General features: G+C 73.3%; 28 protein-coding genes and 1 riboswitch. Of the genes, 10 read left to right on the forward strand and 18 right to left on the reverse strand.

The features are described 5' to 3' along the window. The first annotated feature begins 4 nt into the window (after positions 1–4). The 4 genes from ACH499_RS16445 to ACH499_RS16460 all read left to right on the forward strand — a co-directional run bounded on the left by ACH499_RS16445 (position 5) and on the right by ACH499_RS16460 (position 2,178). A complete protein-coding gene (locus ACH499_RS16445; protein ID WP_356198046.1) occupies positions 5–415 on the forward strand; it encodes a VOC family protein in 411 nt (136 codons plus the stop codon). 94 nt (positions 416–509) lie between these two features. Then, complete coding sequence (locus ACH499_RS16450) at positions 510–917, forward strand: hypothetical protein (protein ID WP_356198043.1); 408 nt, start codon at positions 510–512, stop codon at positions 915–917. 4 nt (positions 918–921) lie between these two features. Continuing rightward, positions 922–1,401: a thiol-disulfide oxidoreductase DCC family protein gene (locus ACH499_RS16455; RefSeq protein WP_399016381.1), complete on the forward strand. Its 480-nt coding sequence runs from the start codon at positions 922–924 to the stop codon at positions 1,399–1,401. Between the two features lie 9 nt (positions 1,402–1,410). Then, the gene (locus ACH499_RS16460) at positions 1,411–2,178 is read left to right on the forward strand and encodes a TetR/AcrR family transcriptional regulator (RefSeq protein ID WP_399016383.1); all 768 of its coding nucleotides are present in this window, start codon (positions 1,411–1,413) and stop codon (positions 2,176–2,178) included. Here the strand turns inward: ACH499_RS16460 and ACH499_RS16465 are convergent. Both ACH499_RS16465 and ACH499_RS16470 read right to left on the reverse strand, forming a co-directional pair. Next, the gene (locus ACH499_RS16465) at positions 2,169–3,485 is read right to left on the reverse strand and encodes a metallophosphoesterase (protein WP_399016384.1); all 1,317 of its coding nucleotides are present in this window, start codon (positions 3,483–3,485) and stop codon (positions 2,169–2,171) included. The two genes, ACH499_RS16460 and ACH499_RS16465, sit on opposite strands and share 10 nt — an antisense overlap. 35 nt (positions 3,486–3,520) lie before the next feature. Beyond that, a complete protein-coding gene (locus ACH499_RS16470; protein WP_356198032.1) occupies positions 3,521–3,760 on the reverse strand; it encodes an SCO4848 family membrane protein in 240 nt (79 codons plus the stop codon). Positions 3,761–3,851: 91 nt separating this feature from the next. On the opposite strand from ACH499_RS16470, the gene ACH499_RS16475 reads away from it, so the two are divergent. Continuing rightward, complete coding sequence (locus ACH499_RS16475) at positions 3,852–5,153, forward strand: D-alanyl-D-alanine carboxypeptidase (RefSeq protein WP_356198030.1); 1,302 nt, start codon at positions 3,852–3,854, stop codon at positions 5,151–5,153. On the opposite strand, the gene ACH499_RS16480 is transcribed toward ACH499_RS16475, so the two are convergent. Genes ACH499_RS16480 through ACH499_RS16495 form a run of 4 tightly spaced genes read right to left on the reverse strand, consistent with a single transcriptional unit; the run spans position 5,101 to position 7,914 of the window. Further along, the gene (locus ACH499_RS16480; RefSeq protein ID WP_356198027.1) at positions 5,101–6,009 is read right to left on the reverse strand and encodes a YihY/virulence factor BrkB family protein; all 909 of its coding nucleotides are present in this window, start codon (positions 6,007–6,009) and stop codon (positions 5,101–5,103) included. The two genes, ACH499_RS16475 and ACH499_RS16480, sit on opposite strands and share 53 nt — an antisense overlap. Further along, positions 5,997–6,467, reverse strand: coding sequence for a GtrA family protein (locus tag ACH499_RS16485; protein WP_356198024.1), 471 nt, complete (start codon positions 6,465–6,467; stop codon positions 5,997–5,999). Before ACH499_RS16485 ends, ACH499_RS16480 begins: the two co-directional genes overlap by 13 nt. Further along, positions 6,461–7,411: a decaprenyl-phosphate phosphoribosyltransferase gene (locus ACH499_RS16490; RefSeq protein WP_399016387.1), complete on the reverse strand. Its 951-nt coding sequence runs from the start codon at positions 7,409–7,411 to the stop codon at positions 6,461–6,463. Before ACH499_RS16490 ends, ACH499_RS16485 begins: the two co-directional genes overlap by 7 nt. After that, the gene (locus tag ACH499_RS16495) at positions 7,408–7,914 is read right to left on the reverse strand and encodes a phosphatase PAP2 family protein (RefSeq protein ID WP_356198019.1); all 507 of its coding nucleotides are present in this window, start codon (positions 7,912–7,914) and stop codon (positions 7,408–7,410) included. Before ACH499_RS16495 ends, ACH499_RS16490 begins: the two co-directional genes overlap by 4 nt. 133 nt (positions 7,915–8,047) lie before the next feature. On the opposite strand from ACH499_RS16495, the gene ACH499_RS16500 reads away from it, so the two are divergent. Both ACH499_RS16500 and ACH499_RS16505 read left to right on the forward strand, forming a co-directional pair. After that, positions 8,048–9,415: an FAD-binding protein gene (locus tag ACH499_RS16500; protein WP_399016389.1), complete on the forward strand. Its 1,368-nt coding sequence runs from the start codon at positions 8,048–8,050 to the stop codon at positions 9,413–9,415. 17 nt (positions 9,416–9,432) lie between these two features. Next, entirely contained in the window at positions 9,433–10,188 is a 756-nt protein-coding gene (locus ACH499_RS16505; RefSeq protein ID WP_356198013.1) for a decaprenylphospho-beta-D-erythro-pentofuranosid-2-ulose 2-reductase, read from the forward strand. A gap of 4 nt (positions 10,189–10,192) precedes the next feature. On the opposite strand, the gene ACH499_RS16510 is transcribed toward ACH499_RS16505, so the two are convergent. The 6 genes from ACH499_RS16510 to ACH499_RS16535 all read right to left on the reverse strand — a co-directional run bounded on the left by ACH499_RS16510 (position 10,193) and on the right by ACH499_RS16535 (position 16,704). Then, positions 10,193–10,771, reverse strand: coding sequence for a 2'-5' RNA ligase family protein (locus ACH499_RS16510; RefSeq protein WP_356198010.1), 579 nt, complete (start codon positions 10,769–10,771; stop codon positions 10,193–10,195). A 173-nt stretch (positions 10,772–10,944) separates the two neighbouring features. Further along, a complete protein-coding gene (trpS, locus tag ACH499_RS16515) occupies positions 10,945–11,958 on the reverse strand; it encodes a tryptophan--tRNA ligase (RefSeq protein ID WP_392829405.1) in 1,014 nt (337 codons plus the stop codon). 118 nt (positions 11,959–12,076) lie between these two features. Next, positions 12,077–13,522 carry a glycine hydroxymethyltransferase gene (locus ACH499_RS16520; RefSeq protein ID WP_399016391.1) on the reverse strand — a complete coding sequence of 482 codons (1,446 nt, stop codon included), beginning with the start codon at positions 13,520–13,522 and terminating at the stop codon, positions 12,077–12,079. A 29-nt stretch (positions 13,523–13,551) separates the two neighbouring features. Next, positions 13,552–13,638: riboswitch (ZMP/ZTP riboswitch) on the reverse strand. A 61-nt stretch (positions 13,639–13,699) separates the two neighbouring features. After that, entirely contained in the window at positions 13,700–14,884 is a 1,185-nt protein-coding gene (locus ACH499_RS16525) for a glutathionylspermidine synthase family protein (protein WP_399016393.1), read from the reverse strand. A gap of 5 nt (positions 14,885–14,889) precedes the next feature. Next, positions 14,890–15,240: a hypothetical protein gene (locus tag ACH499_RS16530; protein ID WP_356198002.1), complete on the reverse strand. Its 351-nt coding sequence runs from the start codon at positions 15,238–15,240 to the stop codon at positions 14,890–14,892. Positions 15,241–15,318: 78 nt separating this feature from the next. After that, positions 15,319–16,704 carry a PLP-dependent aminotransferase family protein gene (locus tag ACH499_RS16535; protein ID WP_356198000.1) on the reverse strand — a complete coding sequence of 462 codons (1,386 nt, stop codon included), beginning with the start codon at positions 16,702–16,704 and terminating at the stop codon, positions 15,319–15,321. A gap of 46 nt (positions 16,705–16,750) precedes the next feature. Between ACH499_RS16535 and ACH499_RS16540 the strand changes: the two genes are divergently transcribed. The 3 genes from ACH499_RS16540 to ACH499_RS16550 are packed head-to-tail and all read left to right on the forward strand — an operon-like array spanning position 16,751 to position 18,446. After that, positions 16,751–17,260: a carboxymuconolactone decarboxylase family protein gene (locus ACH499_RS16540; RefSeq protein WP_356197998.1), complete on the forward strand. Its 510-nt coding sequence runs from the start codon at positions 16,751–16,753 to the stop codon at positions 17,258–17,260. Continuing rightward, a complete protein-coding gene (locus tag ACH499_RS16545; protein ID WP_399016396.1) occupies positions 17,257–17,730 on the forward strand; it encodes a carboxymuconolactone decarboxylase family protein in 474 nt (157 codons plus the stop codon). Before ACH499_RS16540 ends, ACH499_RS16545 begins: the two co-directional genes overlap by 4 nt. After that, positions 17,727–18,446: an isocitrate lyase/phosphoenolpyruvate mutase family protein gene (locus ACH499_RS16550; RefSeq protein ID WP_399016398.1), complete on the forward strand. Its 720-nt coding sequence runs from the start codon at positions 17,727–17,729 to the stop codon at positions 18,444–18,446. The genes ACH499_RS16545 and ACH499_RS16550 overlap by 4 nt, the downstream gene beginning before the upstream one ends. Positions 18,447–18,449: 3 nt before the next feature. On the opposite strand, the gene ACH499_RS16555 is transcribed toward ACH499_RS16550, so the two are convergent. The 6 genes from ACH499_RS16555 to ACH499_RS16580 form a co-directional block, all read right to left on the reverse strand. Then, positions 18,450–19,400 carry an ABC transporter substrate-binding protein gene (locus ACH499_RS16555; protein WP_356197990.1) on the reverse strand — a complete coding sequence of 317 codons (951 nt, stop codon included), beginning with the start codon at positions 19,398–19,400 and terminating at the stop codon, positions 18,450–18,452. A gap of 1 nt (position 19,401) precedes the next feature. Beyond that, the gene (locus tag ACH499_RS16560; protein ID WP_399016400.1) at positions 19,402–21,345 is read right to left on the reverse strand and encodes an ABC transporter permease; all 1,944 of its coding nucleotides are present in this window, start codon (positions 21,343–21,345) and stop codon (positions 19,402–19,404) included. Beyond that, complete coding sequence (locus tag ACH499_RS16565; RefSeq protein WP_399016402.1) at positions 21,345–22,538, reverse strand: glycine betaine/L-proline ABC transporter ATP-binding protein; 1,194 nt, start codon at positions 22,536–22,538, stop codon at positions 21,345–21,347. Before ACH499_RS16565 ends, ACH499_RS16560 begins: the two co-directional genes overlap by 1 nt. Further along, positions 22,535–24,067 carry a GMC family oxidoreductase gene (locus ACH499_RS16570; protein WP_399016404.1) on the reverse strand — a complete coding sequence of 511 codons (1,533 nt, stop codon included), beginning with the start codon at positions 24,065–24,067 and terminating at the stop codon, positions 22,535–22,537. Before ACH499_RS16570 ends, ACH499_RS16565 begins: the two co-directional genes overlap by 4 nt. Before the next feature lie 48 nt (positions 24,068–24,115). Next, positions 24,116–25,645 carry an aldehyde dehydrogenase family protein gene (locus ACH499_RS16575; protein ID WP_399016406.1) on the reverse strand — a complete coding sequence of 510 codons (1,530 nt, stop codon included), beginning with the start codon at positions 25,643–25,645 and terminating at the stop codon, positions 24,116–24,118. Positions 25,646–25,913: 268 nt separating this feature from the next. Beyond that, positions 25,914–26,903 (reverse strand): malate dehydrogenase, encoded by a 990-nt coding sequence (locus ACH499_RS16580; protein ID WP_356197975.1) that lies wholly within the window; start codon positions 26,901–26,903, stop codon positions 25,914–25,916. Between the last annotated feature and the right edge of the window lie 89 nt (positions 26,904–26,992).

A 26,992-nucleotide genomic window follows, 5' to 3' on the forward strand; every position in this document is an offset into this window, starting at 1 on the left:
CGCCATGTCAGATGACGAGTCGTACGAACTGCTCGGGTTCGACAACGTGCTGCTGCCCGTCGGGGACCTCGGTGAGGCCGTCGGGTTCTACGAGCGGGCCGGGTTCCCGGTCGCCTACCGGCTCGACGAGGCCGGGATCGCGCTGCTGAAGGCCGGGGGCGAGACACCGGGACTGCTGCTGCGGGCGGAGGAGGAGTTCGGGCCGCGTCCGCCGATGTGGCCCTCGGCCCGGGTGTGGCTGGAGGTGCCCGACGCCCGCGTCGCGGCCTCGGCCCTGCGCGAGGCCGGCATCGCGCCGATGGACGAGCCCTTCCCCGTGGCCACCGGCTGGACCGTCGAGTTCGCCGACCCGTGGGGCAACGTCATCGGCCTCACGGACTACTCCAAGCGCCCGGAGCTGGGCCGCCGCCCGTGACGCGGACCACTCCCCCCTTGAGTTGAACGTGTTCAAAAGCAGGTCTACAGTCTCTCACGTCAGCGTTTTGAACGCGTTCAAGAAGGGGTGGGGCATGGACCGCACCGTCATCGCCTACGTCATCTACCTGGTCGTCAGCATCGGTCTGACCGTCTGGGTGGCCCGCACGCTCAGCCGCAACGGCCGGGTCTTCCTCGCCGACGTGCTGCACGGCAACGAGAAGCTCGCCGACGCCGTCAACCACCTCCTGGTCGTCGGCTTCTACCTCGTCAACCTCGGCTTCGTCGCCCTGTACCTGAGCGGCGACGAGACGATCACCGACACCCGGGGGATCTTCGAGGCGCTGTCGACCAAGCTGGGCGTGGTGCTGCTGGTGCTCGGCGTGATGCACCTCGGCAACGTGTACGTGCTCAACCGCATCCGGCGGCGCGGGGTGATGGAGCGGGAGCAGGTGCCCCCGGTGCCGCCGCAGGGCTGGGTGGCCCCGACGGCCGGGGCCTGAGCCGATGGCTCCCACCGGGACGGCCGGCGCCCCCGTGCGCCGGCTCACCGTCCTCTACGACGCGGAGTGCTCCCTGTGCACCCATGTACGGGACTGGCTGCTGCGGCAGCCCCTGCTGGTGCCGATGGAGCTGGTCCCCGCCGCCTCCGAGGAGGCCCGGCGGCGGTTCCCCGGCCTGGACCACGGGGCCTGTCTGGAGGAGGTCACCGCCGTCGGCGACGCCGGGCAGGTCTACCGGGGCGCCGCCGCCTGGGTCGTCGTGCTGTGGGCGCTGCGCGACCACCGGCGGCTCGCCCACCGGCTCAGCACGCCCGCCGGGGCCCGGCTGGCCCGGGGGGCCGCCCTGGCCGCGGCCCAGTGGCGCCGGGCCGGGCAGTGGGGCGGCGGGAGCTACCGCCGCGCCGACGGGTGGGTGTACGACCCGCGGCTCGGCTGGTCGTACTCCCCACCCGGCTGTGGCGACGGTGCCTGCACCACTCGTTAGGCTCTGGTCGTGCCTGCGAAGAACGACGGCCCCGACGACGGTGCCCCCCTCAGCAAGTCCGAGCAGACCCGCGCGCTGATCCTGGAGACGGCCATGCGGCTGTTCCAGGAACGCGGCTACGACCGGACGACCATGCGGGCCATCGCCCAGGAGGCCGGCGTCTCCGTCGGCAACGCGTACTACTACTTCGCGGGCAAGGAGCACCTGATCCAGGGCTTCTACGACCGGATCGCCGCCGAGCACCAGGCGGCGGTCCGCGAGGTGCTGGCACGGGAGACCGACCTGGAGGCGCGGCTGGCGGGCGTGCTGAAGGTGTGGCTGGACATCGCGACGCCGTACCACGAGTTCGCGGTGCAGTTCTTCAAGAACGCCGCCGACCCGGACAGCCCGCTCAGCCCCTTCTCCCCGGAGTCGGAGCACGCCCGCCTGGAGGCCATCGGCGTCCACCGGCAGGTGCTGGCGGGCGCGAAGACCAAGGTGCCCGAGGAGCTGCGGGACATCCTGCCCGAGCTGATGTGGCTCTCCCAGATGGGACTCGTCCTGTACTGGATCTTCGACCGCACCCCGGGCCGCGAGCGCAGCTACCGGCTCGCCGAGCGCGGCGCCCGGCTCACCGCGCGGGGTGTCGCGCTGGCCCGGTTCCGGGTGCTGCGCCCGCTGGTGCGCGAGGTGCACGAGCTGTTCACGGACTTCCTGCCCGGGATGACGAGGGCGCTCCCGGACCCCGCGAGGAGGCCGACCCCGGCCGGGAAGGGCACCGGGACCGGTCAGGCCTGACGGGACGCCAGCTCGATCACCGTGATGTCCGACGGCGCCCCCACACGGGTGGGCGGTCCCCAGGCGCCCGCGCCCCGGCTGACGTAGAGCTGGGTGTCGCCGTAGCGTTCCAGGCCCGCCAGCGTCGGGTTGGCGGCGCCCGCGATCAGGTTGCCGGGCCAGAGCTGACCGCCGTGGGTGTGGCCGGAGAGCTGGAGGTCGACGCCGTGGTCGACGGCGTCGTGGATCTGCACCGGCTGGTGGGCGAGGAGCACGCAGGCGCGGGCCCGGTCGCGGTCGCCGAGGGCCCTGGCGTAGTCGGGGCCCTGTCCCTCGTCCTCGCCGGCCACGTCGTTGACGCCGGCCAGGTCGAAGTGGGGCAGCTCGGTGCGGGCGTTCTCCAGCGGGATCAGGCCGAGCCGTCGCACCTCGGCGACCCACTGCTCGGCGCCGGAGAAGTACTCGTGGTTGCCGGTGACGAAGTACGCGCCGTGCCGGGCCCGCAGTCCGGCCAGCGGGGCCGCCGCCGGGCCGAGGTCCTTCACGCTGCCGTCGACCAGGTCGCCGACGACGGCGATGAGGTCGGGCTGCGTGGAGTTGACGGTGTCGACGACCGTCCGCGCGAAGCCGCGGCCCAGGACCGGGCCGAGGTGGACGTCGCTGACGACGGCGATGCGGAAGCCGTGCGCCGCGCGCGGCAGCTTGGCCAGCGGCACGGTGACCCGCTTCACCTTCGGCCCGCGCAGCACGCCGTACGTACCGTGCCCGACCGTTCCGACGGCCGCCGCGACCGCGGCACCGGCGACGACGCGGGAGACGAACAGGCGGCGCGAGGGGACGGCGAGGGCGCTCGCGGACGTGGTGCCGGGCGCGTCGGCGGGCGGCCCGTCCGCCGGGGCCGGCGGCACGGGGTCCCCGGCGGGCGTCCTCGGCGGTGCGGACCCCGCCGGTACGCGCTCGGGGTCCGGGGCCGGCAGCTCACCCGGCCCGGCCGCCCGCGCGGCCGCCCGCCGTTCCAGGAGGCGGCGCAGCAGCGGTCGTACGGCCTCGCCCGCCAGCACCGCCAGCAGCAGGTAGACCGAGAGCGCCAGCCACAGGAAGCCCGGCCAGGCCAGGACGCGCTGGAGCCAGAACGGGGCGCCCGCGCGCTCGGCGACCAGCGCGCCGACGGCCAGCGCCCAGCCGCCGGCGATCAGCACGGCGCCGGCGCGGCGCACCGTGCCGGGCCCGCGGGTCGTGTCGCGGAACAGGCGCCGCCACACGTACCAGTTGGCCGTCACCAGGACGCCCACCACGGCCAGTGCGACGAGCGCGAAGACGACCACCATGCCGTCGGATCCCCTCGGTTGTGACGTCGGTGACGTTATGACGTTCGGCGCAGTGCGCGCACTGAGCGCAACCCGATGACCCCGACGACCGTCCCCAATACGAAGGAGACGACGGCGAGCAGCAGGTGGACCCAGAAGTACCCCGTGGGATCGCCGTCCTCGAAGGCCAGCCCGCTGGCGTCCTTGACCAGGTTTTTGACGAAAGTGATCCAGATGATCCAGCTCCACACCCCGAAGGCGAGCAGGAACCAGGAGACGGGGCGGCTGAGCTTCATGACCCCAGTATCGCCGCCGCCCGTCCCGTTCCGTGCCCGGGGTGGGGTGGGGGCTGGGCCGGTGCGGCGTCCGGGCGGTACGTTCTCGCTCGTGCCCGCACCCAAGAAGACCGGCAGGCGATCCGCGCTGGTCGCCTCCGCCGCCCTGACCGCCCTGACCGCCCTGTCGTCCCTCGTCGTCACCGCGCCCGCCGCGCACGCGGCCCCGGGCCCCTCGGCGAGTCCGTCGGCGAGCCCCTCGGCCACTCCCCCGGCGAAGATGTCGACCGTGGGCGGGGCGCGGCTCGGGCTGCCGGGCACACAGGTCGATCTGGCGGGCGGGGCGCCGGTGCTGCCCAAGGACCTCACCGCCCGCTCCTGGATCGTGGCCGACGCCGAGTCCGGCGAGGTCCTCGCCGCGCACAACGCGCACTGGCGGCTGGCCCCGGCGAGCACCCTGAAGATGCTGTTCGCGGACACGCTGCTGCCCAAGTGGCCGGGGACCACGCGGCACAAGGTGGCGGTGTCCGACCTCGCGGGCGTCGGTGCCGGGTCGAGCCTCGTCGGCATCAAGGAGGAGGAGACCTACACCGTCCACGACCTGTGGCTCGGGGTGTTCCTGCGCTCCGGCAACGACGCCGTGCACGTGCTGTCCGCGATGAACGGCGGTGTCGACAGGACCGTCGCGGAGATGAACGAGCACGCCGCGGAGCTCCAGGCCCTGGACACGACCGTGGTGAGCCCCGACGGCTACGACGCGCCGGGCCAGGTCTCCTCCGCGTACGACCTGACGCTGTTCGCCCGCTCGGGGCTCCAGAAGAAGGACTTCCGGGAGTACGCGTCGACGGTCCGTGCGAAGTTCCCCGGCGCCACGACCAAGGACAAGAAGGGCAAGACGTCCCGCGAGGCCTTCGAGATCCAGAACACCAACCGGCTGCTGGCGGGGGACTCGGACATCGGCGTCTACCCCGGCATCGCGGGCGTGAAGAACGGCAACACGACCAACGCCGGCGCCACCTTCACCGGGGTCGCCGAGCGCAACGGCAAGGTGCTGCTGGTCACGGTCATGAACCCGGCGAAGGCCGGGCACAACGAGGTCTACAAGGAGACCGCCCGGCTGTTCGACTGGGGGTTCCGGTCGGCCGGCAAGGTGAGGCCGGTGGGTGAGCTGGTGCCGCCGAGGAGCGCGGTGGCGGCGAGCCCGGGGCCCGGCGTCTCCGCGGACCCCGTCGACGGCGGCGGTGCCGTGGGGGCGAAGCCGGTGGCGGGCGCCACGGCGGCGGACGGCTCCAGCGGTGTCGGCATCGCGGCCGGCATCGCCGCGGGGGCGCTGGTGCTGCTGGGCGGCGGGGTGTTCCTGGTCAACCGTCGCTGGCCGCTGCCGGAGCTGGTGCGTCGCCGGTCCCGTCGCTGAGTTCCTCGGCCTTGCTGCCCGTGGCCGTCCAGGCGGCGCAGAACAGGACCAGCTTGGTGGTGAAGTTGATCCACAGCAGCAGGGCGACGGGGACGCCGAAGGCGCCGTACATGCTCTTCGCGGCGACACCCTGCATGTAGCCGCTCAGCAGCAGCTTCAGCAGCTCGAAGCCGACGGCGCCGATCAGCGCGGCCACCATCAGACGGCGGCGGGCCGGCTGGACGCCGGGCAGCAGGGTCAGCACGTACAGCAGGAGCAGGAAGTCGGCGAGGACGGCGACGGCGAAGGCGGCGATGTGCAGCAGGACGCTGCCGAAGCCGCCCTCGGCGATGCCGAGCTGGCGGATGATCCAGCCGACCAGTGCCGAGGCGACCGTGGAGATGCCGACGGTGACCAGGAGCGCGCCGCCGAGCCCGACGAGGACACCCGCGTCCTTGCCCCGGCGCAGCACCGGGTTCTCCTCCTCGTCCGGCAGCTCCCACACGGCGCGCAGACAGCCCCGGGTGGCGTCGACCCAGCCCATGCCGGTGAACAGCAGCAGGAAACCGGCGATGAGGCCGACGGTGCCGGCGTTGTCGACCAGGCCCTGGATGTCGAGCTGGTCGGAGATGCCGGGCACCTGCTCGGCGATCTTGTTCTGGAGGGTGTCCTGCTGCTCCTTGCTGAGCAGGGCCGCGGCGACGGCTGCGGCGAGGCTGAGCAGGGGGAAGAGCGCGAGGAAGCTGGTGAACGTCATCGCGGCGGCCAGCCGCGTCCACTTCACCCGGTCCAGCCGTTCGTACGACCGCCACGCGTGCGTGGTCATCAGCCGCGCGATCCACGGCCCCACCACGGGCAGCTTCTTCAGCCAGTCCATGATCCGACTCTGCCCCCGGTCGTCGGGTTCCATGACCCCGGCGTCCGGCCGGGGGTCTCCCGGGCGCGGAAGACCAGTGTTCTGGTTCCCCAAAAACGCAGGACGGTGGCCAGCGCCATGCCGATTCCCGCCCCGGAGACGGTGTCGGCGCGCTGCGAGGTGAGTCCGAGGCCGTAGTGGCTGACGGCGAGGCACAGCAGTTGGACGGCGGCTCCGGCGGCGTTGACCGCGAAGAACAGGGCGTACGGGCGCAGGCCGCGCGGGCGGGTGTGCCGGTAGGTGCCCAGCGCGTTGCCCGCGTAGGCCACGGAGCAGCCGGCGACGAAGGAGAGGGCCTTGGCGGTGAGCGGGCCGAGGCCCACCGGTCCGCGCAGCACGGTGAACAGGCCGAGGTCGACGGCGTAGGCGAGCAGGCCGGCGCAGGCGAAGCCCAGCAGTTCGCGCCGGCCCGCTACCAATTGGCCACCGCCAGGCCGTACATCGCCATCCACACGACGCCGATCAGGGCGAGGGCCCGGTCGCGCAGGACGACGTCCTCGGGTTCGCCGGCGGTGCCGCGGTCGGCGAAGACGGCGTAGCGCAGGACGGCGAGGATGAAGGCGACCATGGAGAGCTGGCGCCAGGGCAGCACGCTGGTGTGCGGGACACCGCCCTCCTCCATGGCCCACAGGCAGTAGCCGAGGACGGCGACGCCGGCCGCGAGCTGCCAGACGAAGCGGAGGTAGCCGGTGGTGTACTCGGTGAGCAGCGCGCGGGTGGCGCCCGCCTTCCCGGCCATCTGCACGGCCTCGGAGTAGCGCTTGGCGGAGACCATGAACAGGGCGCCGAAGCCGGTGGTGATGAGGAACCAGCGGGACAGCGGGATGCCGAGCGCGAGTCCGCCGATCATGGCGCGCATCAGGAAGCCGGTGGTGACGACGACGAGGTCGACGACCAGGACGTGCTTGAGGCTGACGCAGTACGCCAGTTGCATCGCGAGGTAGGCGGTCAGCAGGGCGGCGACGGGGGGCGGGCAGAGCCAGGCCGCGGTGAGGGGCGCGAGGACGCCGAGGGCGCCTCCGGCCGCGTAGGCGACCGGTACGGGGACCTGTCCGGCGGCGACCGGGCGGTGCCGTTTGACCGGGTGGGCGCGGTCGGCCTCGGCGTCGCGGGCGTCGTTGACGAGGTAGACGGCCGAGGCGCAGGCCGTGAACAGGACGAAGACCAGGGCGAGCTGGGACAGGGCCTGCCGGGAGAACAGGTCGCCGGCGGCGGCCGGGGCGGCGACGACCAGGACGTTCTTGACCCACTGGCGGGGACGCGCGGTCCGCAGCAGACCGCCGGCGAGGCCGCCCCGGCGGGGAGGTGCGGGCCGCGGGCGCTGCTCGGGGGCGCGCTGCCGCAGGACGGCCGTCTCGGTCACCGGGTGCCTCCCCGCATCCAGTCGGCGCCCAGACGGGCCGTGAGCGCGCCGAGGGCGGCGCCCGCGACGACGTCGGTCGGGTAGTGGACGCCGGCGACCAGCCGGGACGCGCACACCGCGGCGGCCAGCGGCCAGACCGCGCGCACGCCGAGGGTGCCGAAGACGACGGCGGCGGCCACGGCGGACGCCGCGTGGGAGCTGGGGAAGGAGTGCCGGCCGGCGGTGCGGACCAGGGGCCGGACGTGTGCGGGGCGCGGACGGCGCACGACGCGCTTCACGCCCATGCTGGTCAGGTGCGCGCCCGCGGTGAGCGCGGTGCCGCGCAGCCAGGCCGTGCGCCGGCCGCGGTCCGCGGCGGCTCCGGCGAGGCCCCCCGCGAGCCACAGCGCCCCGTGCTCCCCGGCCCAGGACAGGGCGCGCGCGCAGGCGGCCACGCGCGGGTCCGTGCCGCAGGCTCTGAGCGCCGTCACGATCCGGTGGTCCATGTCGTCGAGGTCGTCCATGTGGACTCACTGTTCACGCAGACGGCCCGGTAAGTCCGACATGATCGAGCGACATACCATTAATCACCCGTTTCGGGGAGAGAGTGAATGTTCCGTAACTGATCGCCCGGACACGGACGATACGGTCACCGGCATGTCTGCCGACACCGTTCCCGTCGCCGAGTGGGGTCACGTCACCGGCTGGGGCCGTACCGCTCCCACCGTGGCCCGTCTGATCCGGCCGCGGACGTACGAGGAGGCCGCGACGGCCGTCCGGGAGTGCGGGGCGCGCGGCAGCATCCCGCGCGGGCTCGGGCGGGCGTACGGCGACGCCGCGCAGAACGCGGGCGGTGCCGTGCTCGACATGACGGGCCTGGACCGGATCCACGCCATCGACGCCGACGGCGGCACGGTGCTGTGCGACGCGGGCGTCTCCCTGCACCGGCTGATGGAGGTGCTGCTGCCGCTCGGCTGGTTCGTGCCGGTGACGCCCGGCACCCGCTACGTCACGGTCGGCGGGGCGATCGGCGCCGACATCCACGGCAAGAACCACCATGTGTCCGGGTCCTTCGCCCGGCACGTGCTGTCCCTGGAGCTGCTCACCGCCGACGGCGCGATCCGCACCGTGGAGCGGGGCACGCCGCTGTTCGACGCCACCGCCGGCGGCATGGGCCTGACCGGGGTGATCCTCACCGCGACCGTGCGGCTCCAGCCGGTCGAGACCGCGCTGATGTCGGTGGACACCGAGCGCGCCGCCGACCTCGACGACCTCATGGCCCGGATGACCGCGACCGATCACCGCTACCGCTACTCGGTCGCCTGGATCGACCTCCTGGCGCGCGGCCGGTCGACCGGGCGCGCGGTCCTCACCCGCGGCGACCACGCCCCGCTGGACGCGCTGCCGGCCCGTGCCCGCCGCGAGCCGCTGGCCTTCCGCACCCCCCGTCTGCCGGCCGCTCCCGCCTTCCTGCCGGAGGGGCTGCTCAGCCGCACCAGCGTGGGCCTGTTCAACGAGCTGTGGTACCGCAAGGCCCCCCGCTCGCGCAGCGGGCAGCTGCAGCGGATCTCCACGTTCTTCCACCCGCTGGACGGCGTGCCCCACTGGAACCGGATCTACGGCCGCGGCGGTTTCGTGCAGTACCAGTTCGTCGTCGGCCACGGACGCGAGGAGGCGCTGCGCCGGATCGTGCGGCGCATCTCCGCGCACCGCTGCCCGTCCTTCCTGGCCGTCCTCAAGCGGTTCGGCCCGGCCGACGCGGGCTGGCTGTCCTTCCCGGTGCCGGGCTGGACGCTCGCGCTGGACGTCCCGGCCGGGCTGCCGGGGCTCGGCGCCTTCCTCGACGAACTGGACGAGGACGTCGCCGCGGCCGGCGGCCGGGTCTACCTCGCCAAGGACTCCCGGCTGCGGCCCGAGCTGCTCGCCGCGATGTACCCGCGCCTGGACGACTTCCGCGCCCTGCGCGCCGAGCTGGACCCGCGCGGGGTGTTCACGTCCGACCTGTCCCGGCGCCTCGCCCTGTGACCCCCTCTGGAGCTGTCGTGAAGGACGCCTTCGGCCTCCCCCAGTCCCTGCTCGTCCTCGGCGGCACGTCCGAGATCGCCCTGGCCACCGCGCGCCGCCTGATCGCCCGCCGCACCCGCACCGTGTGGCTGGCCGGACGTCCCTCCCCCGCCCTGGAGGCGGCGGCCGGGAGCCTGCGCGAGCTGGGTGCCGAGGTGCGCACCGTCGCCTTCGACGCGCTGGACCCCGAGTCGCACGAGTCGGTGCTCGGCAAGGTGTTCGCCGAGGGCGACGTCGACCTGGTGCTGCTCGCGTTCGGCATCCTCGGCGACCAGGCGCACGACGAGCGCGAGCCGCTGAACGCCGTGCGGGTCGCGCAGACCAACTACACGGGCGCGGTCTCGGCGGGCCTGGTCAGCGCCCGCGCGCTCCAGGCACAGGGGCACGGTTCTCTGGTGGTGCTGTCGTCGGTGGCCGGGGAGCGGGCCCGCCGGGCCAACTTCATCTACGGGTCCAGCAAGGCCGGCCTGGACGCCTTCGCGCAGGGCCTGGGCGACGCGCTGCACGGCACCGGCGCGCACGTCATGGTCGTACGCCCGGGGTTCGTGCGGTCGCGGATGACCGCCGGGATGGAGGAGGCACCGTTCGCGACGACGCCCGAGGCGGTGGCGACGGCGATCGAGCTGGGGCTGCGGCGCCGGTCGGAGACGGTGTGGGTGCCGGGAGCGCTGCGGGTGGTGATGTCGGCGCTGCGGCATCTGCCGCGGGCGGTGTTCCGGCGACTGCCGGTGTAGGGCCCTAGCGGGTGGGCAGGGAGCCGCTCTCCACACGTCCGGCCTGCGGCGGTACGACGGCGCTGCCGAAGGGGAACTCCCGCAGCTTGCGCCACACCCCGTCGGGGCCCTGCTCGTAGAGCGCGAAGCCGGTGCACGGCCACTGGGCCTCGTAGTCGGCCAGCTCCTCGAAGGCGCGGTCCATCGCGGCCTCGTCGATGCCGTGCGCGACGGTGACGTGCGGGTGGTACGGGAACTGGAGTTCGCGCGGGACCGGCCCGGAGGAGTCCCGGACCCGCTTCTGGAGCCAGGAGCAGGCCGCGGCGCCCTCGACGACCTGGACGAAGACGACGGGCGAGACCGGGCGGAAGGTGCCGGTGCCGGACAGCCGCATCGGGAAGGGCCGGCCGCGGGCCGCCACCTCCGCCAGGTGCGCCTCGATCGCCGGCAGTGCCGCGCCGTCGACCTCGGTCGGCGGCAGCAGCGTGACGTGCGTGGGGATGCCGTGCGCCGCGGCGTCGCCGAAGCCCGCGCGCAGCTCCTGAAGCCGGCTGCCGTGAGGCTCCGGGACCGCGATCGACACGCCGATCGTTACGGTCCCCACGTCGTCTCCCTGTCGTTCTGTCGGTGCCGCCCGCCCACCGGCGCGCGACGGTGGCCGCCGGTGCGGCCACCCGGTTATCGACTGTACGGCCACGACCCTGTCCCGGGCAGGCGCAACCGGAGTGATGTGCAGCGCTACGGCGGCGTGCCGGGCGCTCGGGGTGGTGCCTCGGGTCAGTGCTTGGCGGGCAGGAAACCCACGCCGTCGTACGCCCGCGCGAGGGTCTCGGCGGCGACGGCGCGCGCCTTCTCCGCGCCCTTGGCCAGCACGGAGTCGAGCGTCTCCGGGTCGTCGAGGTACTGCTGGGTGCGCTCCCGGAAGGGCGTCACGAAGTCGACCACGATCTCGGCGAGGTCCGTCTTGAGAGCGCCGTATCCCTTGCCCTCGTAGCGCTGCTCCAGTTCGGGGACGGCCGTGCCCGTGAGGGTGGAGTAGATCGTCAGCAGGTTGCTCACGCCGGGCTTGTTCTCCCGGTCGAAGCGGATCACCGTGTCGGTGTCGGTGACCGCGCTCCTGACCTTCTTCGCCGTGGCCTTCGGCTCGTCGAGCAGGTTGATCAGGCCCTTCGGGGTGGCCGCCGACTTGCTCATCTTGGCGGTCGGTTCCTGAAGGTCGTAGATCTTCGCCGTCTCCTTCAGGATGTAGGCGCTCGGGACGGTGAAGGTGTCCCCGTAGGTCTGGTTGAACCGGTCGGCGAGGTCGCGGGTCAGTTCGAGGTGCTGGCGCTGGTCCTCGCCGACGGGGACCTGGTCGGCCTGGTACAGCAGGATGTCGGCGACCATCAGCATCGGGTACGTGAACAGGCCGACGGTGGTGCGGTCGCTGCCCTGCTTGGCGGACTTGTCCTTGAACTGGGTCATCCGGGACGCCTCGCCGAAGCCGGTGATGCAGTTCATCAGCCAGCCGAGCTGGGCGTGCTCGGGCACGTGGCTCTGCACGAACAGCGTGCAGCGCTCCGGGTCGAGTCCGGCCGCGAGGAGCTGGGCGGCGGCGAGGCGGGTGTTCTCGCGGAGTTCCTTCGGGTCCTGCGGGACCGTGATCGCGTGCAGGTCGACGACCATGTAGAACGCGTCGTGGGTGTCCTGCATGTCGACCCACTGGCGTACGGCGCCGAGGTAGTTGCCGAGGTGGAACGAGCCGGAGGTCGGCTGGATACCGGAGAGCACGCGGGGTCGGTCATTCGCCATGCCCACCATTGTCTCAGAGAGCACGGGGGGCTCTGTGCGTGGGCGACCGCGGGAAGCGGGGCCGGTCGCGCCGCGCGGCGGCGGCCGCGGACCGGCCCCGCGGTCCTCACCGGGCGCCTCAGCCCAGGTCGATCTCCGGGTACAGGGGGAAGCCCCGGACCAGGTCCGTGGCCCGCTGGGCGATTTCGTCCGCCACCTTGCGGTCCAGCACGTGCGAGGCCTTGGAGGGGGCGCCCGACTTGACCGTGCCCGGTTGCGTGGTCGTCAGGACGCGGTCGATCAGGCCCGCGACCTCGTCCATCTCCGCCGTGCCGAGGCCCCGGGTGGTCAGGGCGGGGGTGCCGACGCGGATGCCGGAGGTGTACCAGGCGCCGTTGGGGTCGGCGGGGATGGCGTTGCGGTTGGTGACGATGCCGGAGTCGAGGAGCGCCGCCTCGGCCTGGCGGCCGGTGAGGCCGTAGGAGGACGCGACGTCGATCAGGTTCAGGTGGTTGTCCGTGCCGCCGGTCACCAGGGTGGCGCCGCGGCGCGTCAGGCCCTCGGCGAGGGCGCGGGAGTTGTCGACGATGCGCTGGGCGTAGTCCCGGAACGCGGGCTGCCGGGCCTCGGCGAGGGCGACGGCCTTGGCGGCCATGACGTGCGGGAGCGGGCCGCCGAGGACCATCGGGCAGCCGCGGTCGACCTGCTCCTTGAGGGAGTCGTCGCACAGGACCATGCCGCCGCGCGGGCCGCGGAGCGACTTGTGGGTGGTGGTCGTCACGATCTGGGCGTGCGGGACCGGGTCGAAGTCGCCGGTGAGGACCTTGCCCGCGACCAGGCCGGCGAAGTGCGCCATGTCGACCATGAGCGTCGCGCCGACCTCGTCGGCGATCTCCCGCATGATCCGGAAGTTCACCAGGCGCGGGTACGCGGAGTAGCCGGCGACGATGATCAGCGGCTTGAACTCGCGGGCCTGGGCACGCAGGGCCTCGTAGTCGATCAGGCCGGTGGCCGGGTCGGTGCCGTAGGAGCGCTGCTCGAACATCTTGCCGCTGATGTTCGGGCGGAAGCCGTGGGTGAGGTGGCCGCCGGCGTCGAGGGACATGCCGAGCATGCGCTGGTTGCCGAAGGCCTGGCGCAGCTCGGCCCAGTCGGCCTCGGTGAGGTCGTTGACCTGGCGGGCGCCCGTCTTCTCCAGGAAGGGCACCTCGACGCGGGCGGCGAGGACGGCCCAGAAGGCGACGAGGTTGGCGTCGATGCCGGAGTGCGGCTGGACGTAGGCGTGCCGGGCGCCGAAGAGTTCCTTCGCGTGCTCGGCGGCCAGGGACTCGACGGTGTCGACGTTGCGGCAGCCGGCGTAGAAGCGGCGGCCGACGGTGCCCTCGGCGTACTTGTCGCTGAACCAGTTGCCCATCGCCAGCAGGGTGGCCGGGGAGGCGTAGTTCTCCGACGCGATCAGCTTGAGCATCTCGCGCTGGTCGGCGACCTCCTGGCCGATGGCGTCGGCGACGCGCGGCTCGACGGCGCGGATCACGTCGAGGGCGGCGCGGTAGGCGGTGGAAGCGGGGGTGGGTTCCGCGGACACGGGGACCTCCGGACGTAGTGGTCGGCGTTCGGGTCGGCCCAGGCGCACGGCTCTCGTCACTCGGGCCGCTCCCCGATGGTCGGTCCCATCCCAGCGCGCCAGTCACGGCCCGTGGCCAGCCTACCGGTGCCCGGGGACGGGTGCGGCGGGTGTCCGCCATGCGGGAGTGCGGGACCGCTAGAGGATCACGTGGGGCAGGAACCTCGCGTACTCGTCCGTCACCAGGCCCGACGACTCCCTGATGCCCAGGCCCGCCGACTCGTTCTCCACCACCCAGGCGCCGAGGACGACCCGGTTGCCGTCGAAGTCGGGCAGCGGGGCCAGTTCCTGGTAGCAGCAGGGCTCGTCGCGGAGCACGGGGGGCGTGCCGGGCTCGTGGATCGTGACGCCGGCGCCCTCGCGGCCGAGGAGGGGCTTGGCGACCCAGCCCGTCGTGGCGGCCAGCTCGCGCGGGCCGTCCAGATAGGCGGGCAGGAGGTTCGGGTGACCGGGGTACAGCTCCCACAGGACGGCCAGCAGGGCCTTGTTGCTGAGCAGCATCTTCCAGGCCGGCTCGATCCACAGGGTGGTGCCGGTGCCGCCGCCGTTGTCGAGGGTGTCCAGGACGTGGCCGGCGAAGCGGTCGGTGGTGAGCCACTCCCAGGGGTAGAGCTTGAAGATGCTGCGGATGAAGCGGAGCTTGTTGTCGACGAAGCGGCCCGAGAGGCGGTCCCAGCCGATCTCCTCCATGGAGATCCAGTCGGTGGCCAGCCCGGCCTGCTCGGCGGTCTCCTTGAGGTAGGCGACCGTCATCAGGTCCTCGCCCAGCTCGTCGTCCGAGGAGTGCGCGAAGTACAGGGGGCTGCCGGGCGGGAGCAGCGCGGCCTGCTTCTTCCAGGCGTCGATCAGCCGCTCGTGCAGGGAGTTCCACTGGTCGGCGCCGGGGAAGCGCTCCTCCATCCAGAACCACTGCGGGGAGGCCGCCTCGACCAGGGACGTCGGGGTGTCGGCGTTGTACTCCAGCAGCTTGGCCGGGCCGGTTCCGTCGTAGCGCAGGTCGAAGCGGGCGTAGACGGACGGGAGTTCGGCGCGCCGCTGCCAGGCCTCGGTGACGGCGCGGACCACGCGCGGGTCGGTGATGCCGAGGTCGGCGAAGCGGCCCTCGGCGACGATGTGCCCGGCGGCCGCCAGGCACATGCGGTGCAGTTCCTCGACGACCTCCTCCAGTGCCTCCACCTCGTCCAGCGGGAACACGTAGTAGGCGCTCTCGTCCCAGTAGGGGCGCAGGGAGTCGTCGGGGTAGCGGGTCAGCGGATAGATGAGGCCCTGTTCCTCGACGGTCTGCTGCCAGCCGGGGCGGGGGGTGGTGGTGCGGCGTTCCACGGGGGTCAGCCGCCGCCGCTGCCGGAGCCCGAGCAGCCGAAACCGCCCCGGTCGACGGCCTCGTCGCGGCTGAAGGTGCCGTAGTCCGCCCAGCCCCTGGAGACGTCGGCGTCGTAGTACCAGTCGGCGTTGACGCGGGAGGTCTTGCGGCCGCCCGCGACCGACGTGCTGCCGGAGGCGCCGGACTTGCAGTTCTTGTCGGCGACGACCTTGTAGCCGTTCAGGTAGTCGTAGCTGTCGCGGTCCACGCAGCGGCGGTCGGGGTCCGAACCGCACGCGCTGAGGGCCGCGGCGAGCACTCCCATGCCGCCGAGCACCACGGTGCTCGACCGCAGCCGCCGCCGGGTGTCTGCCATGTCCTTGTCTCCCCGTTGTCCACGCAGGTGTACGACAGTTGGGCCGTTCGAGTGTACGGACCGTGCCGCCGGTGGACTCTACGGCAGCGCCCGGCACAGCGCGTCGAGAGCCCCCGCCCAGGCGTGGTCGGGCGGGGTGCCGTAGCCGACGACCACCGCGTCCAGGGGTTCCGTCACGGCCTCGGGATGCCGGAAGAGGGACAGCGCGTGCAGGCCGAGGCCCTGCCAGGCAGCCGCCCGGACCACCTGCCGCTCGGTGCCGGGCGGCAGCCGCAGGACGGCGTGCAGACCGGCCGCGATCCCGGTGACCCGCACGTCGGGGGCACGGTCGGCGAGGGCCGCGACCAGGGCGTCCCGGCGGCGCCGGTAGCGCAGGCGGGCGGAGCGGACGTGGCGGTCGTACGCGCCGGAGGTGAGGAACTCGGCCAGGGTGAGCTGGTCCAGCACGCCGCTGGTGTCGAGGCCTCCGCGGCTCGCCGTGAGGTCGTCGGCGAGGCCCGGCGGCAGCACGGCCCAGGCGAGCCGCAGGCCGGGGGCGAGGGACTTGCTGGCGGTGCCGAGGTAGACGACGCGGTCGGGGTCCAGGCCCTGGAGGGCGCCGACGGGCTGGCGGTCGTAGCGGAACTCGCCGTCGTAGTCGTCCTCCAGGACCAGGCCGCCGGTGCGCCGCGCCCAGTCCACGACGGCCGCCCGCCGGTCGGGGTGCAGGGGCACGCCCATCGGGAACTGGTGGGCGGGGGTGAGCAGGACGGCGCCCGCGTCGTCCGCCGCGCCGGGGTCGGTGCCGCGTGCGTCGAAGGGCAGCGGCACCGTGCGCAGCCCGGCGGCCGTCAGCAGGTCGCGGTGCACGTGGAGGCCGTACGACTCGACGGCGACGGTGTGCACGCCGCGCGCCCTCAGCACGGCGGCGAGCAGGGTCAGGGCGTGCGCGAACCCGCCGCAGACCACCAGGCGTCCGGGGACGGCGCGCACGCCCCGGGCCCGGGCGAGGTAGGCGGACAGGGCGGTGCGCAGCTCCGGGCGGCCGCGGGGGTCGCCGTAGCCGAGGGCGTCGTGGGGGGCTGCGGTCAGGGCGCGGCGGGCCGCCCTGAGCCACTCGGCGCGCGGGAAGGAGGCCAGGTCGGGGGTGCCCGGGCGCAGGTCGTAGGCGGGGCGGGTGCGGGTACGGGGGCCGGGGGCCTCGCCGCTCGGCGGGGCGACGGCGCGGTCCGCGACGCGGGTGCCGGAGCCCTGGCGCGCGGTGAGCCAGCCCTCGGCGACGAGGTCGGCGTAGGCGTCGGCGACGGTGTTGCGGGCGATGCCGAGGTCGGCGGCGAGGGTGCGGGAGGAGGGCAGCCGGGTCCCGGCGGCCAGGCGGCCGGTGCGTACGGCCTCGCGCAGGGCGTCGGTCAGCCCGCGCCGCAGGCCCGGACCGGCCGGTTCCAGGTGCAGGTCGATGCCGAGAGTGGCCCAGGGTTTCGCCATGGAAATGGACCATACCCGTGGGCTGCTTCGTTCCTATGGTCGAGGCATGACGACGCACACCGATGACCCGAAGAGCACGGAGTACGCCTCCGAGCTGCCCGTACGCCTGGAGTGGGCCAAGCACGCCCCGGACGTCTACAAGGCGATGATCCGGCTGGACACGGCGGCGCGGAAGGGACTGGACCCGGCCCTGTACGAGCTGGTGAAGATCCGCGCGTCCCAGATCAACCACTGCGCGTTCTGCCTCGACATGCACACCAAGGACGCCCTCGCGGCCGGCGAGAGCGTGGAGCGGATCGTGCAGCTCGGCGCCTGGGAGGAGTCGCGGCACTTCTACACGGAGAAGGAGCTGGCGGCGCTGGAGCTGACGGAGGCCGTGACCGTGCTGACGGACGGTTTCGTCCCCGACGAGGTCTACGCGAAGGCCGCGAAGCACTTCGAGGAGCCGGAGCTGGCACAGCTCATCGCCGCCATCACGGTGATCAACGCGTGGAACCGCTTCGGCGTGACCTGCCGCCTGACCCCGGGGCACTACCGGCCGGGGCAGCACGGATGACGGTCCGTACGAACCTGCTGGACCGGGAGGTGGGGCAGGCGATGTCCGCGCTCAGCGCGGCGGCGAAGAGGGGGCTGGGCGACACCGTGCTCGCCGAGCTGGTGATGATCCGGGCCTCGCAGCTCAACCACTGCGCGTTCTGCCTGGACATGCACCTCGCGCTGGCCCGCGAGGGCGGGGAGAGCGAGCAGCGCCTCGGCCTCCTGGACGCCTGGGAGGAGGCCGACGGCCTCTACACCGAGCGGGAGCGGGCCGCGCTCGCGCTGACCGAGGCGGTCACCGTGCTGACCGGGGGCACCTCCCGGACGGAGTCCGGGGGAGGCTTCGTGCCCGACGCGGTGTACGAGAGGGCCGCGGCGCACTTCACGGACGGCGAACTCGCCCACCTGGTCGGGCTGATCGCCGTCATCAACGGCTGGAACCGGCTGATGGTCAGCCGCAGGATCCCTCCGGGGGGTTACACGCCATGAGCAAGGCCGGCGTCTTCCGCGCCCTGCACCACGGCCGGGTTCCGGGGGATCCCCTCGTCCTGCCCGGCCCCTGGGACGCGGCGAGCGCCCGGGTGTTCGCCGAGGCCGGTTTCCCGGCGCTGGCGACACCCAGTGCCGCCGTCGCCGCCTCGCTCGGTCACGAGGACGGGCACACCCCGGCCGACGAGATGTTCGCGGCCGTCGCGCGGATCGCCTGGGCCGTCGACGTACCGGTGTCGGCGGACGTGGAGGACGGGTACGGGCTGGCCCCCGGGGAGCTGGTGGAGCGGCTGCTGGCGGCGGGTGTCGTGGGCTGCAACCTGGAGGACTCCTCGGGCGGGGTGCTCAGGGATCCGCACGAGCACGCCGAGTGGCTGGCCGGGGTGCGGGCGGCGGCCGGGGACCGGCTGTTCGTCAACGCCCGGGTCGACACCTTCCTCAGGGGCGTCGCCGACCCGGACCGGGCGATCGAGCGGGCCGCGCTGTACGTCGCCGCGGGCGCCGACTGCGTGTATCCGATCGGCGCCCCCGTGGACGCGCTGCCGCTGCTGCGGGCCGGCATCCAGGGGCCGGTCAACGTCCTCGCCCGGCCCGGGGAAGGCCCCTCGCCCGCCGAACTCGGCGAACTCGGGGCCACCCGGGTCACGTTCGGGCCGGGTCTCCAGCGGCTCATGGAGCGGGCGCTGCGGGAGATCGCGGCCGGGCCGGCGAGGTGAGGGTCAGGGCAGCCACTTCCGCCAGACGGACTCGTGGCTGTCCACCCACTTCTTCGCCGCCTCCTCGGGCCGCATCTTCTGCTCGGCGATCATCAGGGAGACCTCGTTCTGGTCCTCCGTCGTCCACCTGAAGTTCTCGAGGAACCGCGCCGCCTCGCCGCCGTCCTTCGCGAAGCCCGCGTTGAGGTACTTCTTCAGCGGGGTGACCGGGTAGGCGCAGTCGACCTCGGCCGGGTCGGCGTCGCAGCCCTCCTCGTACGGCGGCAGCTTCACCTCGGTCATCGGCACCTTCTCGAACAGCCACTGGGGGGTGTACCAGTAGGTCAGGAAGGGCTTCTTCTCCTTCGCGAACTGCTTGATCTGGGTGATCTGGGCGGCCTCGGAGCCGGCGAAGACGACCTGGTAGTCCAGGCCGAGGTTCTTCACCAGCGCCTTGTCGTTGGTGACGTAGGACGGGGAGCCGTCCATGAGCTGGCCCTTGCCGCCGCTCTCGGCGGTGCGCAGCAGACCGGCGTACTTGTCGAGGTTCTTCCAGTCCGTCACGTCCGGGTGCTTCTCGGCGAAGTAGGTGGGGACGAACCAGCCGATGTGCCCGGTGACGCCGAGGTCGCCGCCGGGGGCGATGGTCTTCTTGTCCTCGACGTAGCGCTGTTCCTGCTCGGGGTGGCCCCAGTCCTCCAGCATCGCGTCGACCCGGCCCTGGCTGAGCGCGTCCCAGGCGGGGACCTCGTCGACCTGGACGGTGTCGACGCGGTAGCCGAGCTCGTGCTCCAGCAGGTACTGGGCGACGGCCACGTTGGCCTGGGCGCCGACCCAGGACTGCACGGACAGGGTGACGGTCCTCGCGCCCTGCGCGTTCGCGAACGGGGACGCCTGCTCGGTCATGTCGGCGGCCCCGCAGCCGGTGGCCAGCAGCAGGACGGCGGCGGCCGCCGTGGTCCGCTTGCGGAACATCTCAGGCTCCCTTCTTCGTACGGCGCTCGGCCGGCTGGGTGACGCGGTCGAGCGTCAGACCGAGGCAGACGATCGCCGCGCCCGCCACCAGGCCGGCCGCCAGGTCGCCCTGGGCCAGGCCGAAGACGACCTGGTAGCCGAGCGCGCCGCCGCCGACCAGGCCGCCGATGATGACGACGGCGAGGACCAGGACGACGCCCTGGTTGACGGCGAGCAGCAGGGACCGGCGGGCCAGCGGGAGCTGCACCTGGCGCAGTTGCTGGCCGCTGGTGGCTCCGAGGGAGCGGGCCGACTCCAGGGCGGCCGGGTCGACCTGGCGCAGTCCCTGGGCGGTGATGCGGACGACGGCCGGGAGGGCGTAGACGACCGCGGCGGCCACGGCGGGCGCGCGGCCCACGCCGAACAGGGCGACGACCGGGATCAGGTACACGAACTGCGGCATCGTCTGGAACACGTCCAGGACGGGCCGCAGCAGGCGTTCGAAGCGGTCGCTGCGGGCGGCGGCGATGCCGGCCGCGAATCCGACGACCAGGGTGACGGCGACGGCCGCGAGGACCTGGGAGAGGGTGTCCAGGGACGGCCGCCACACGCCGAGCACGCCGATCGCGGCCAGGGCGAGGACGGCGGTGAGGGCGGAACGCCAGGTGCCGATCAGCCAGGCCAGGGCGGCGGTGATCAGCAGCACGGACCACCAGGGCAGCCACTGGAGGCCGTCCCGCAGCGGATTGAGCACCCAGGTGGTGAAGTGCGCGGCCCAGTCCCCGGTGCCGCCGACGACGGGGACGCCGGAGTAGAGGTGGGCGGTCATCCAGTCGACGGCCCGGTTGACGGGCTCGGCGATGTTCACCTCCCATGCCTCGGGCCAGTCGAGCAGGCCCGCGAGACGTCCGGCGAGCGCCACCGCGACGGCGGCGGCGAGCGCGTGGAGCCAGGTCACCGGGGACTTGCCGGCCTCGCCGAGCCGCTCCCCGGCCGCGCCGGTGACGCGGTCCAGGACCACGGCGAGCAGAACGATCGGGATGCCGGCCGCGAGGGCCGCACCGACGTCGACGGAGGCGAGCGCCTGGTAGACGCGGTCGCCGAGGCCGCCGGCGCCGATGACGGAGGCGATGACGGCCATGGACAGCGCCATCATGATCGTCTGGTTGAGGCCGAGGAGGAGTTCCCTGCGGGCCAGCGGCACACGCGCGGTCAGCAGCCGCTGGCGGGCCGTGGTGCCGAGGGACTCGACGGCCTCGAGGACCTCCTTGTCGGCGCCGCGCAGGCCGCGCGAGGTGAGCCGGGCCATGGGCGGGGCGGCGTAGACGACGGTGGCGAGGACGGCGGCGGGGACGCCGATGCCGAAGACCAGGACGACCGGGAGCAGGTAGGCGAAGGCGGGGAGCACCTGCATGGTGTCGAGCACCGGGCGCAGCACGCGGTCCATCCGGTCGGACAGGCCGGCGGCGAGGCCCAGCAGGGCGCCCACGACGACCGAGGCGAGGACGGCGACGGCCATCAGGGCGAGGGTCTGCATGGTCGGCACCCACATGCCGAGCAGCCCGCAGGCGAGGAACGCGGCGGCCGTGCCCAGCGCGAGCCGCACGCCGGCCACCCGCCAGGCGACGAGCGCGCCGGTCGCGGTGACCCCGGCCCAGCCGACGGCGAGGAGGGCGAGGTAGACGGCGCGTACGGCGACGACGACGGCGTTGCTGACGTGCCCGAGGAAGTGGAGGAACAGCGGGTGGCTGTCGCGGTTGTCGATGATCCAGTCGCTGGCGCTGCCGAGGGGGCCGGAGACGTCGACCGTGAGGGCGGCCGGCCAGGCGGCGCCAGGCCACCGGGTGACGGCCAGGGGGACGAGCACGGCGGCGAGGATCGCCAGCGTGAGGAGCTTGCGCGCCGCCGGGCCGGTCAGGATGCGCGGCGGCGACGGCTTGCGGGGCGCTGCGGTGATCGTCGCCATCACACCGGCTCCTGGCTGGTGCTGCCGGCCGGGACGGGCGGCTCACGGCGCTTCTCGGCCGCCGCCGCGCCCACCGGCGGTGCCCCGGCGGCACGGCTGTCCGCGGCCAGGTCGCCGGGAGCGGTGCCGTCCATGCCCGCCACGACCGACAGGAGGGCGTCCGAGTCGATCACGCCCAGGCAGCGGCCGTCGTCCATCACGCGGGCGGGCGAGCCGGCCCGCGCGACGGCCTCGATGGCCTCCGACACCGTGGCCTCGGGGCGCAGGGCCGGGCCGGTGCCGGCCTCGTCGGAGGAGGCGGGGCGCATGGCCGTACGGACCGTGAGGACCTGTTCGCGCGGCACGTCGCGGACGAACTCGCGGACGTGGTCGTCGGCGGGCGAGCCGACGATCTCCTCCGGGGTGCCGAGCTGGACGACGCGGCCGTCGCGCATGAGGGCGACGCGGTCGCCGAGCTTGAGGGCCTCCTGGAGGTCGTGGGTGATGAAGACCATCGTGCGGCCCTCCTCGCGGTGCAGCCGGACGACCTCCTCCTGCATGTCCCGCCGGATCAGCGGGTCGAGCGCGCTGAACGGCTCGTCGAACAGCAGCACCTCGGGGTCGACGGCGAGGGCGCGGGCGAGGCCGACGCGCTGGCGCTGGCCGCCGGAGAGCTGGCCGGGGCGGCGGTGCTCGAGGCCCTCCAGGCCGACCTTGGCGACGACGGCGGCGGCGCGCTCGCGGCGCTCGGCGCGGCCCACGCCCTGGACCTCCAGCCCGTAGGCCGCGTTGTCGAGGACCGTGCGGTGCGGGAGCAGGCCGAAGTGCTGGAAGACCATCGCGGCGCGGTGGCGGCGCAGTTCGCGCAGCCGGGACTTGTCCATGGCCCGGACGTCCTCGCCGTCGATGGCGATGGTGCCCGCGGTCGGCTCGATCAGCCGGGTCAGGCAGCGCACCAGGGTGGACTTGCCGGAGCCGGACAGGCCCATCACGACGAAGACCTCGCCCTTGCGCACGTCGAAGGAGACGTCGCGGACGGCGGCCGTGCACCCGGTGCGCGAGCGCAGCTCGGCCGGGTCGAGGGCCGCCAGCTGGGGGTCGGCGGGGACGCGGGCGGCCCTGGGGCCGAAGACCTTCCACAGGCCGTCCAGGGAGAAGACCGGGGGCCGCTCGGACACGGTGGTGCCGGCGGGGCCGGCCGTGGTAGCGGTCATCGGGCATCACCGCCGATCAGCTCGACGGCGCGCTCCCCGACCATGAGGACGCCGATCATCGGGTTGACGGCGGGCATGGTCGGGAAGACGGAGGCGTCCGCGACGCGGATTCCCTCCAGTCCGCGGATGCGCAACTCGGGGTCCACCACGGCCAGTTCGTCGTCGGCGGCGCCCATCTTGCAGGTGCCCGCCGGGTGGTAGACGGTGTGCGCCGCCTTGCGGGCGTACTCGCTCAGTTCCTCGTCGCCGGTGATGTCCGGGCCGGGGCAGACCTCGCGCTTCAGCCAGCCGGCCAGCGGCTCGGACGCGGCGATCTCGCGGGCGATGCGGATGCCGTCGACGAGGGTGCGGCCGTCGTAGTCGTCCTCGTCGGTGAAGTACCGGAAGTCCAGGGCCGGCTTGACCTCGGGGTCGGCGCTGGTGAGGTAGAGCCGGCCGCGGCTCTTCGGCTTGGGGATGTTCGGGGTCATGGAGACGCCGAACTCCGGCCGCTCGTAGCCGAGGCGCTCCGGGTTGTCGGTGAACGGGATCTGGTAGAAGTGGAACATCAGGTCGGGGCCCGGGTGTTCGGGGTCGCGGCGCACGAACAGGCCGGCGTCGGAGTCCATCGCGGAGTTCTCCGGGATGGGGCCGTCGGTCTCCCAGACGATCACCGACTCGGGGTGGTCGAGCAGGTTCTCGCCGACGCCGGGCAGGTCGAGCACGACGGGTATGCCGAGCTTCTCCAGGTCGGCCCGGGGACCGATGCCCGAGTGCAGCAGCAGGCGCGGGGAGTCCACGGCACCGGCGCACAGCACGACCTCGTTGCGCGCCCGGACCAGGATCTCCTCGCCGTCCTTGGTGCGGACGTGGACGCCCTCGGCGCGGGTGCCGTCGAGCTGAAGCCGGTGGGCCCAGGTCTCCAGCATGATCGTGAGGTTGTCGCGCTCGTCCATCACCGGGTGGAGGTAGGCCACCGAGGCGGAGGAGCGCTTGTTGTCCTGCGGGTGGTAGGCGAGGTCGAAGAAGCCGACGCCCTCGGTGAACGGCTTCTTGTTGAACCCCTCGACGCGGGGCACCTGGAGGGCCTTCTGCGCGGCGTCGACGAAGTCGCGGGCGATGGCGTTCCGGTCCTTCTCGTCGACCGGCACGATGTTGTTCTTCAGCCGGGCGAAGTACGCCTCCATCTGCACCGCGCCCCAGCCCTTGGCACCGGCGGCCTCCCACTCGTCCCAGTCGGACGGCAGCGGCTTGAAGGCGATGAGGGTGTTGTGGGAGGAGCAGCCGCCGAGCACGCGGGCGCGGCTGTGCCGGATGTGCGAGTTGCCGCGCGGCTGCTCGGTGGTGGGGTAGTCGTAGTCGAGTTCGCCGCCGAGCAGGCCCATCCAGCGGCGCAGGGTCAGGACGTCGTCGCGGCCGACGTCGCTGGGGCCGCCCTCGATGACGGCGACGGTGACGTCGGGGTTCTCGGTCAGGCGGGAGGCGATGACGGAGCCTGCGGTGCCGCCGCCGATGACGACGTAGTCGTAGACGTGGGGGGTCTCGGACACGGGGGTACTCCAGAAGGGCGTGGGGGACGGGACGAAGGGTGCGGGCGGTCAGCCGGCGAACCAGCGGACGGGCTTCGGCGCGAGGTTCTGGTAGACGTGCTTGGTCTCGCGGTACTCGGCGAGGCCGGCGGGGCCCAGTTCGCGGCCGACACCGCTCTTGCCGAAGCCGCCCCACTCCGCCTGCGGCAGGTAGGGGTGGAAGTCGTTGATCCAGACGGTGCCGTGCCGCAGCCGGCCGGCGACCCGGCGGGCGCGTCCCGCGTCGGCGGTCCAGACGGCGCCCGCGAGTCCGTACTCGGTGTCGTTGGCGAGGGCCACGGCCTCGTCCTCGGTGCGGAAGGTCTCGACGGTGAGGACCGGTCCGAAGACCTCCTCCCGGACGACCCGCATCCGCCGGTGGCAGTGGTCGAGGACGGTCGGCTCGTAGAAGTAGCCGCTCCGCGGGCGCTCGGGGGACGGCTCGGGCCGCTTGCCTCCGCAGCGCAGCACCGCGCCCTCGGCGAGGGCGGAGGCGACGTACTCCTCGGTGCGGGCGCGCTGCCGCTCGGAGACGAGCGGGCCGCACTCGACGCCGGGCTCGGTGCCGCGGCCGAGGCGGATCCTTGCGGCGCGGCGGGCGAGTTCGGCGACGAAGCGTTCGCGCACCGACTCCTCGACGATGAGGCGCCCGCCGGCGGAGCAGACCTGGCCGCTGTGGATGAAGGCGGCGTTGAGGGCCTGGTCGACGGCGGTGTCGAAGCCCTCGTCGGTCGCGCAGGCGTCGGCGAAGACGACGTTGGGGTTCTTGCCGCCGAGTTCCAGGGCGACCTTCTTGACGGTGGCGGCTGCGGCCCGGGCGACCTCGATGCCGCTGACCAGGCCGCCGGTGAAGGAGACGAGGTCGACGTCGGGGTGCTCGGCGAGCCGGGCGCCGACCGTGTGGCCGGGGCCGGTGACGATGTTCGCCGCACCGGCGGGCAGTCCCGCCTCCGCCAGCAGGCCGATCAGGGCGACCGTGGTGAGCGGGGTGATCTCGCTGGGCTTGATCACGAAGGTGTTGCCTGCGGCGAGCGCCGGGGCGATCTTCCAACTGGCCTGGAGCAGCGGGTAGTTCCAGGGCGTGATCATCGCGCAGACGCCGACGGGCTCGTGCACGACGACGCTGTGGACCTCGGGGGTGCCCGCGTCGACGACCCGGCCGGGGGCCTCGCCGGCGACCAGGTCCGCGAAGTAGCGGAAGGCGTCGGCGACGCAGTCGATGTCGACCCGGCCCTCCTCGACGGTCTTGCCGGCGTCGCGGCTCTCCAGCAGGCCGAGTTCCTCGCGGTCGCGCACCAGCAGTTCGGCGACGCGGCGCAGCACGGCGGCACGTCGGGCGACCGGGGTCCGCGGCCAGTCCCCGGTGTCGAAGGCGCGCCGGGCGGCGGCGACGGCGAGGTCGGTGTCCTTCTCGTCGCCCTCCGCGACCACGGCGAAGGGCAGGGCGTCCGCGGGATCGAGGATCTCGCGCGTGGCTCCGGAGGCCGCTTCCCGCCACTCGCCGTCGACGTGGATGGTCCGGTGCTCCCGCTCCGCCAGGGTTTCCGTTCTGTTCGCCATGATCCGGTATTGCCTTCCGTTCCTGTTCCGTGCCCCTGTGTCACACGCGTGTCACCCTCGGGGACCGGGAGCCCCTGCCCCCTGGCCCCGGTTGCATGCGCAATCGGTCACCGAAAGTGCGCCGGGTCACGGGCAGGGGAGGACAAACGGACAGGAAACGAACCGGCCGGTGAGCGCAGGGTGCGGAAACGGAGACGGGCCCCGCTCCGGCCGAAACCGGAACGGGGCCCGTGCGGGGCCGTGGCGAACGGCCCGTCGAGCGGGGGGACTAGATGAGGCCGAGACCGCGGACCGCCTCGCGCTCCTCCGACAGCTCCTTGACGGAGGCGTCGATGCGGGCGCGGGAGAACTCGTTGATGTCCAGGCCCTGGACGATCTCGTACTTGCCGTCCTTGCAGGTGACCGGGAAGGAGGAGATGAGGCCCTCCGGGACGCCGTAGGAGCCGTCCGACGGGATGCCCATGGAGGTCCAGTCGCCGTCGGCGGTGCCGTTGACCCAGGTGTGGACGTGGTCGACGGCGGCGTTGGCGGCGGAGGCGGCCGAGGACGCGCCACGGGCCTCGATGATGGCCGCGCCGCGCTTGGCGACGGTCGGGATGAAGTCGTCCGCCAGCCACTTCTCGTCGTTCACGACCTCGGCGGCGTTCTTGCCGGCGACGGTGGCGTGGAAGATGTCGGGGTACTGCGTGGCGGAGTGGTTGCCCCAGATGGTCAGGCGCTTGATGTCGGCGACCGACGTGCCCGTCTTCTTCGCGAGCTGGGTCAGCGCGCGGTTGTGGTCGAGGCGGGTCATCGCGGTGAAGCGCTCGGCCGGGACGTCCGGGGCGGCGGCCTGGGCGATCAGGGCGTTGGTGTTGGCGGGGTTGCCGACGACGAGGACCTTGATGTCGTCCGCGGCGTGGTCGTTGATGGCCTTGCCCTGCGGCTTGAAGATGCCGCCGTTGGCCTCCAGCAGGTCGCCGCGCTCCATGCCCTTGGTGCGCGGGCGGGCGCCGACGAGGAGGGCGACGTTGGCGCCGTCGAAGGCCACGTTCGGGTCGTCGCTGATCTCGATGCCCTGCAGGAGCGGGAACGCGCAGTCGTCCAGCTCCATCGCGGTGCCCTCGGCGGCCTTGAGCGCCGGGGTGATCTCCAGGAGGCGGAGCTTGACCGGCACGTCCGCGCCGAGAAGCTGGCCGGAGGCGATGCGGAAGAGCAGGGCGTAACCGATCTGGCCGGCCGCGCCGGTGACGGTGACGTTCACGGGAGTGCGGGTCATGGCGTTCTCCGTATGACAGCAGGCGGTGGGGCGTCCCTGCCCCGGGGTGCGGATCCCGCTCGCTCCGGCTCGTGACCGTCCCGCCGTGA

The organism is Streptomyces sp. NPDC018947 (assembly GCF_044390505.1).
Classification (GTDB): domain Bacteria; phylum Actinomycetota; class Actinomycetes; order Streptomycetales; family Streptomycetaceae; genus Streptomyces.

What these genes read in the sequence shown, in the direction of transcription:
- ACH499_RS16445 (WP_356198046.1), top strand. Translation starts at nt 5, where the DNA reads ATGTCAGATGACGAGTCGTACGAACTGCTCGGGTTCGACAACGTGCTG.
- ACH499_RS16450 (WP_356198043.1), top strand. Translation starts at nt 510, where the DNA reads ATGGACCGCACCGTCATCGCCTACGTCATCTACCTGGTCGTCAGCATC.
- ACH499_RS16455 (WP_399016381.1), top strand. Translation starts at nt 922, where the DNA reads ATGGCTCCCACCGGGACGGCCGGCGCCCCCGTGCGCCGGCTCACCGTC.
- ACH499_RS16465 (WP_399016384.1), bottom strand. Translation starts at nt 3,485, where the DNA reads ATGGTGGTCGTCTTCGCGCTCGTCGCACTGGCCGTGGTGGGCGTCCTG.
- ACH499_RS16470 (WP_356198032.1), bottom strand. Translation starts at nt 3,760, where the DNA reads ATGAAGCTCAGCCGCCCCGTCTCCTGGTTCCTGCTCGCCTTCGGGGTG.
- ACH499_RS16480 (WP_356198027.1), bottom strand. Translation starts at nt 6,009, where the DNA reads ATGGACTGGCTGAAGAAGCTGCCCGTGGTGGGGCCGTGGATCGCGCGG.
- ACH499_RS16495 (WP_356198019.1), bottom strand. Translation starts at nt 7,914, where the DNA reads ATGGACGACCTCGACGACATGGACCACCGGATCGTGACGGCGCTCAGA.
- ACH499_RS16500 (WP_399016389.1), top strand. Translation starts at nt 8,048, where the DNA reads ATGTCTGCCGACACCGTTCCCGTCGCCGAGTGGGGTCACGTCACCGGC.
- trpS (WP_392829405.1), bottom strand. Translation starts at nt 11,958, where the DNA reads ATGGCGAATGACCGACCCCGCGTGCTCTCCGGTATCCAGCCGACCTCC.
- ACH499_RS16530 (WP_356198002.1), bottom strand. Translation starts at nt 15,240, where the DNA reads ATGGCAGACACCCGGCGGCGGCTGCGGTCGAGCACCGTGGTGCTCGGC.
- ACH499_RS16535 (WP_356198000.1), bottom strand. Translation starts at nt 16,704, where the DNA reads ATGGCGAAACCCTGGGCCACTCTCGGCATCGACCTGCACCTGGAACCG.
- ACH499_RS16540 (WP_356197998.1), top strand. Translation starts at nt 16,751, where the DNA reads ATGACGACGCACACCGATGACCCGAAGAGCACGGAGTACGCCTCCGAG.
- ACH499_RS16545 (WP_399016396.1), top strand. Translation starts at nt 17,257, where the DNA reads ATGACGGTCCGTACGAACCTGCTGGACCGGGAGGTGGGGCAGGCGATG.
- ACH499_RS16550 (WP_399016398.1), top strand. Translation starts at nt 17,727, where the DNA reads ATGAGCAAGGCCGGCGTCTTCCGCGCCCTGCACCACGGCCGGGTTCCG.
- ACH499_RS16555 (WP_356197990.1), bottom strand. Translation starts at nt 19,400, where the DNA reads ATGTTCCGCAAGCGGACCACGGCGGCCGCCGCCGTCCTGCTGCTGGCC.
- ACH499_RS16560 (WP_399016400.1), bottom strand. Translation starts at nt 21,345, where the DNA reads ATGGCGACGATCACCGCAGCGCCCCGCAAGCCGTCGCCGCCGCGCATC.
- ACH499_RS16565 (WP_399016402.1), bottom strand. Translation starts at nt 22,538, where the DNA reads ATGACCGCTACCACGGCCGGCCCCGCCGGCACCACCGTGTCCGAGCGG.
- ACH499_RS16575 (WP_399016406.1), bottom strand. Translation starts at nt 25,645, where the DNA reads ATGGCGAACAGAACGGAAACCCTGGCGGAGCGGGAGCACCGGACCATC.
- ACH499_RS16580 (WP_356197975.1), bottom strand. Translation starts at nt 26,903, where the DNA reads ATGACCCGCACTCCCGTGAACGTCACCGTCACCGGCGCGGCCGGCCAG.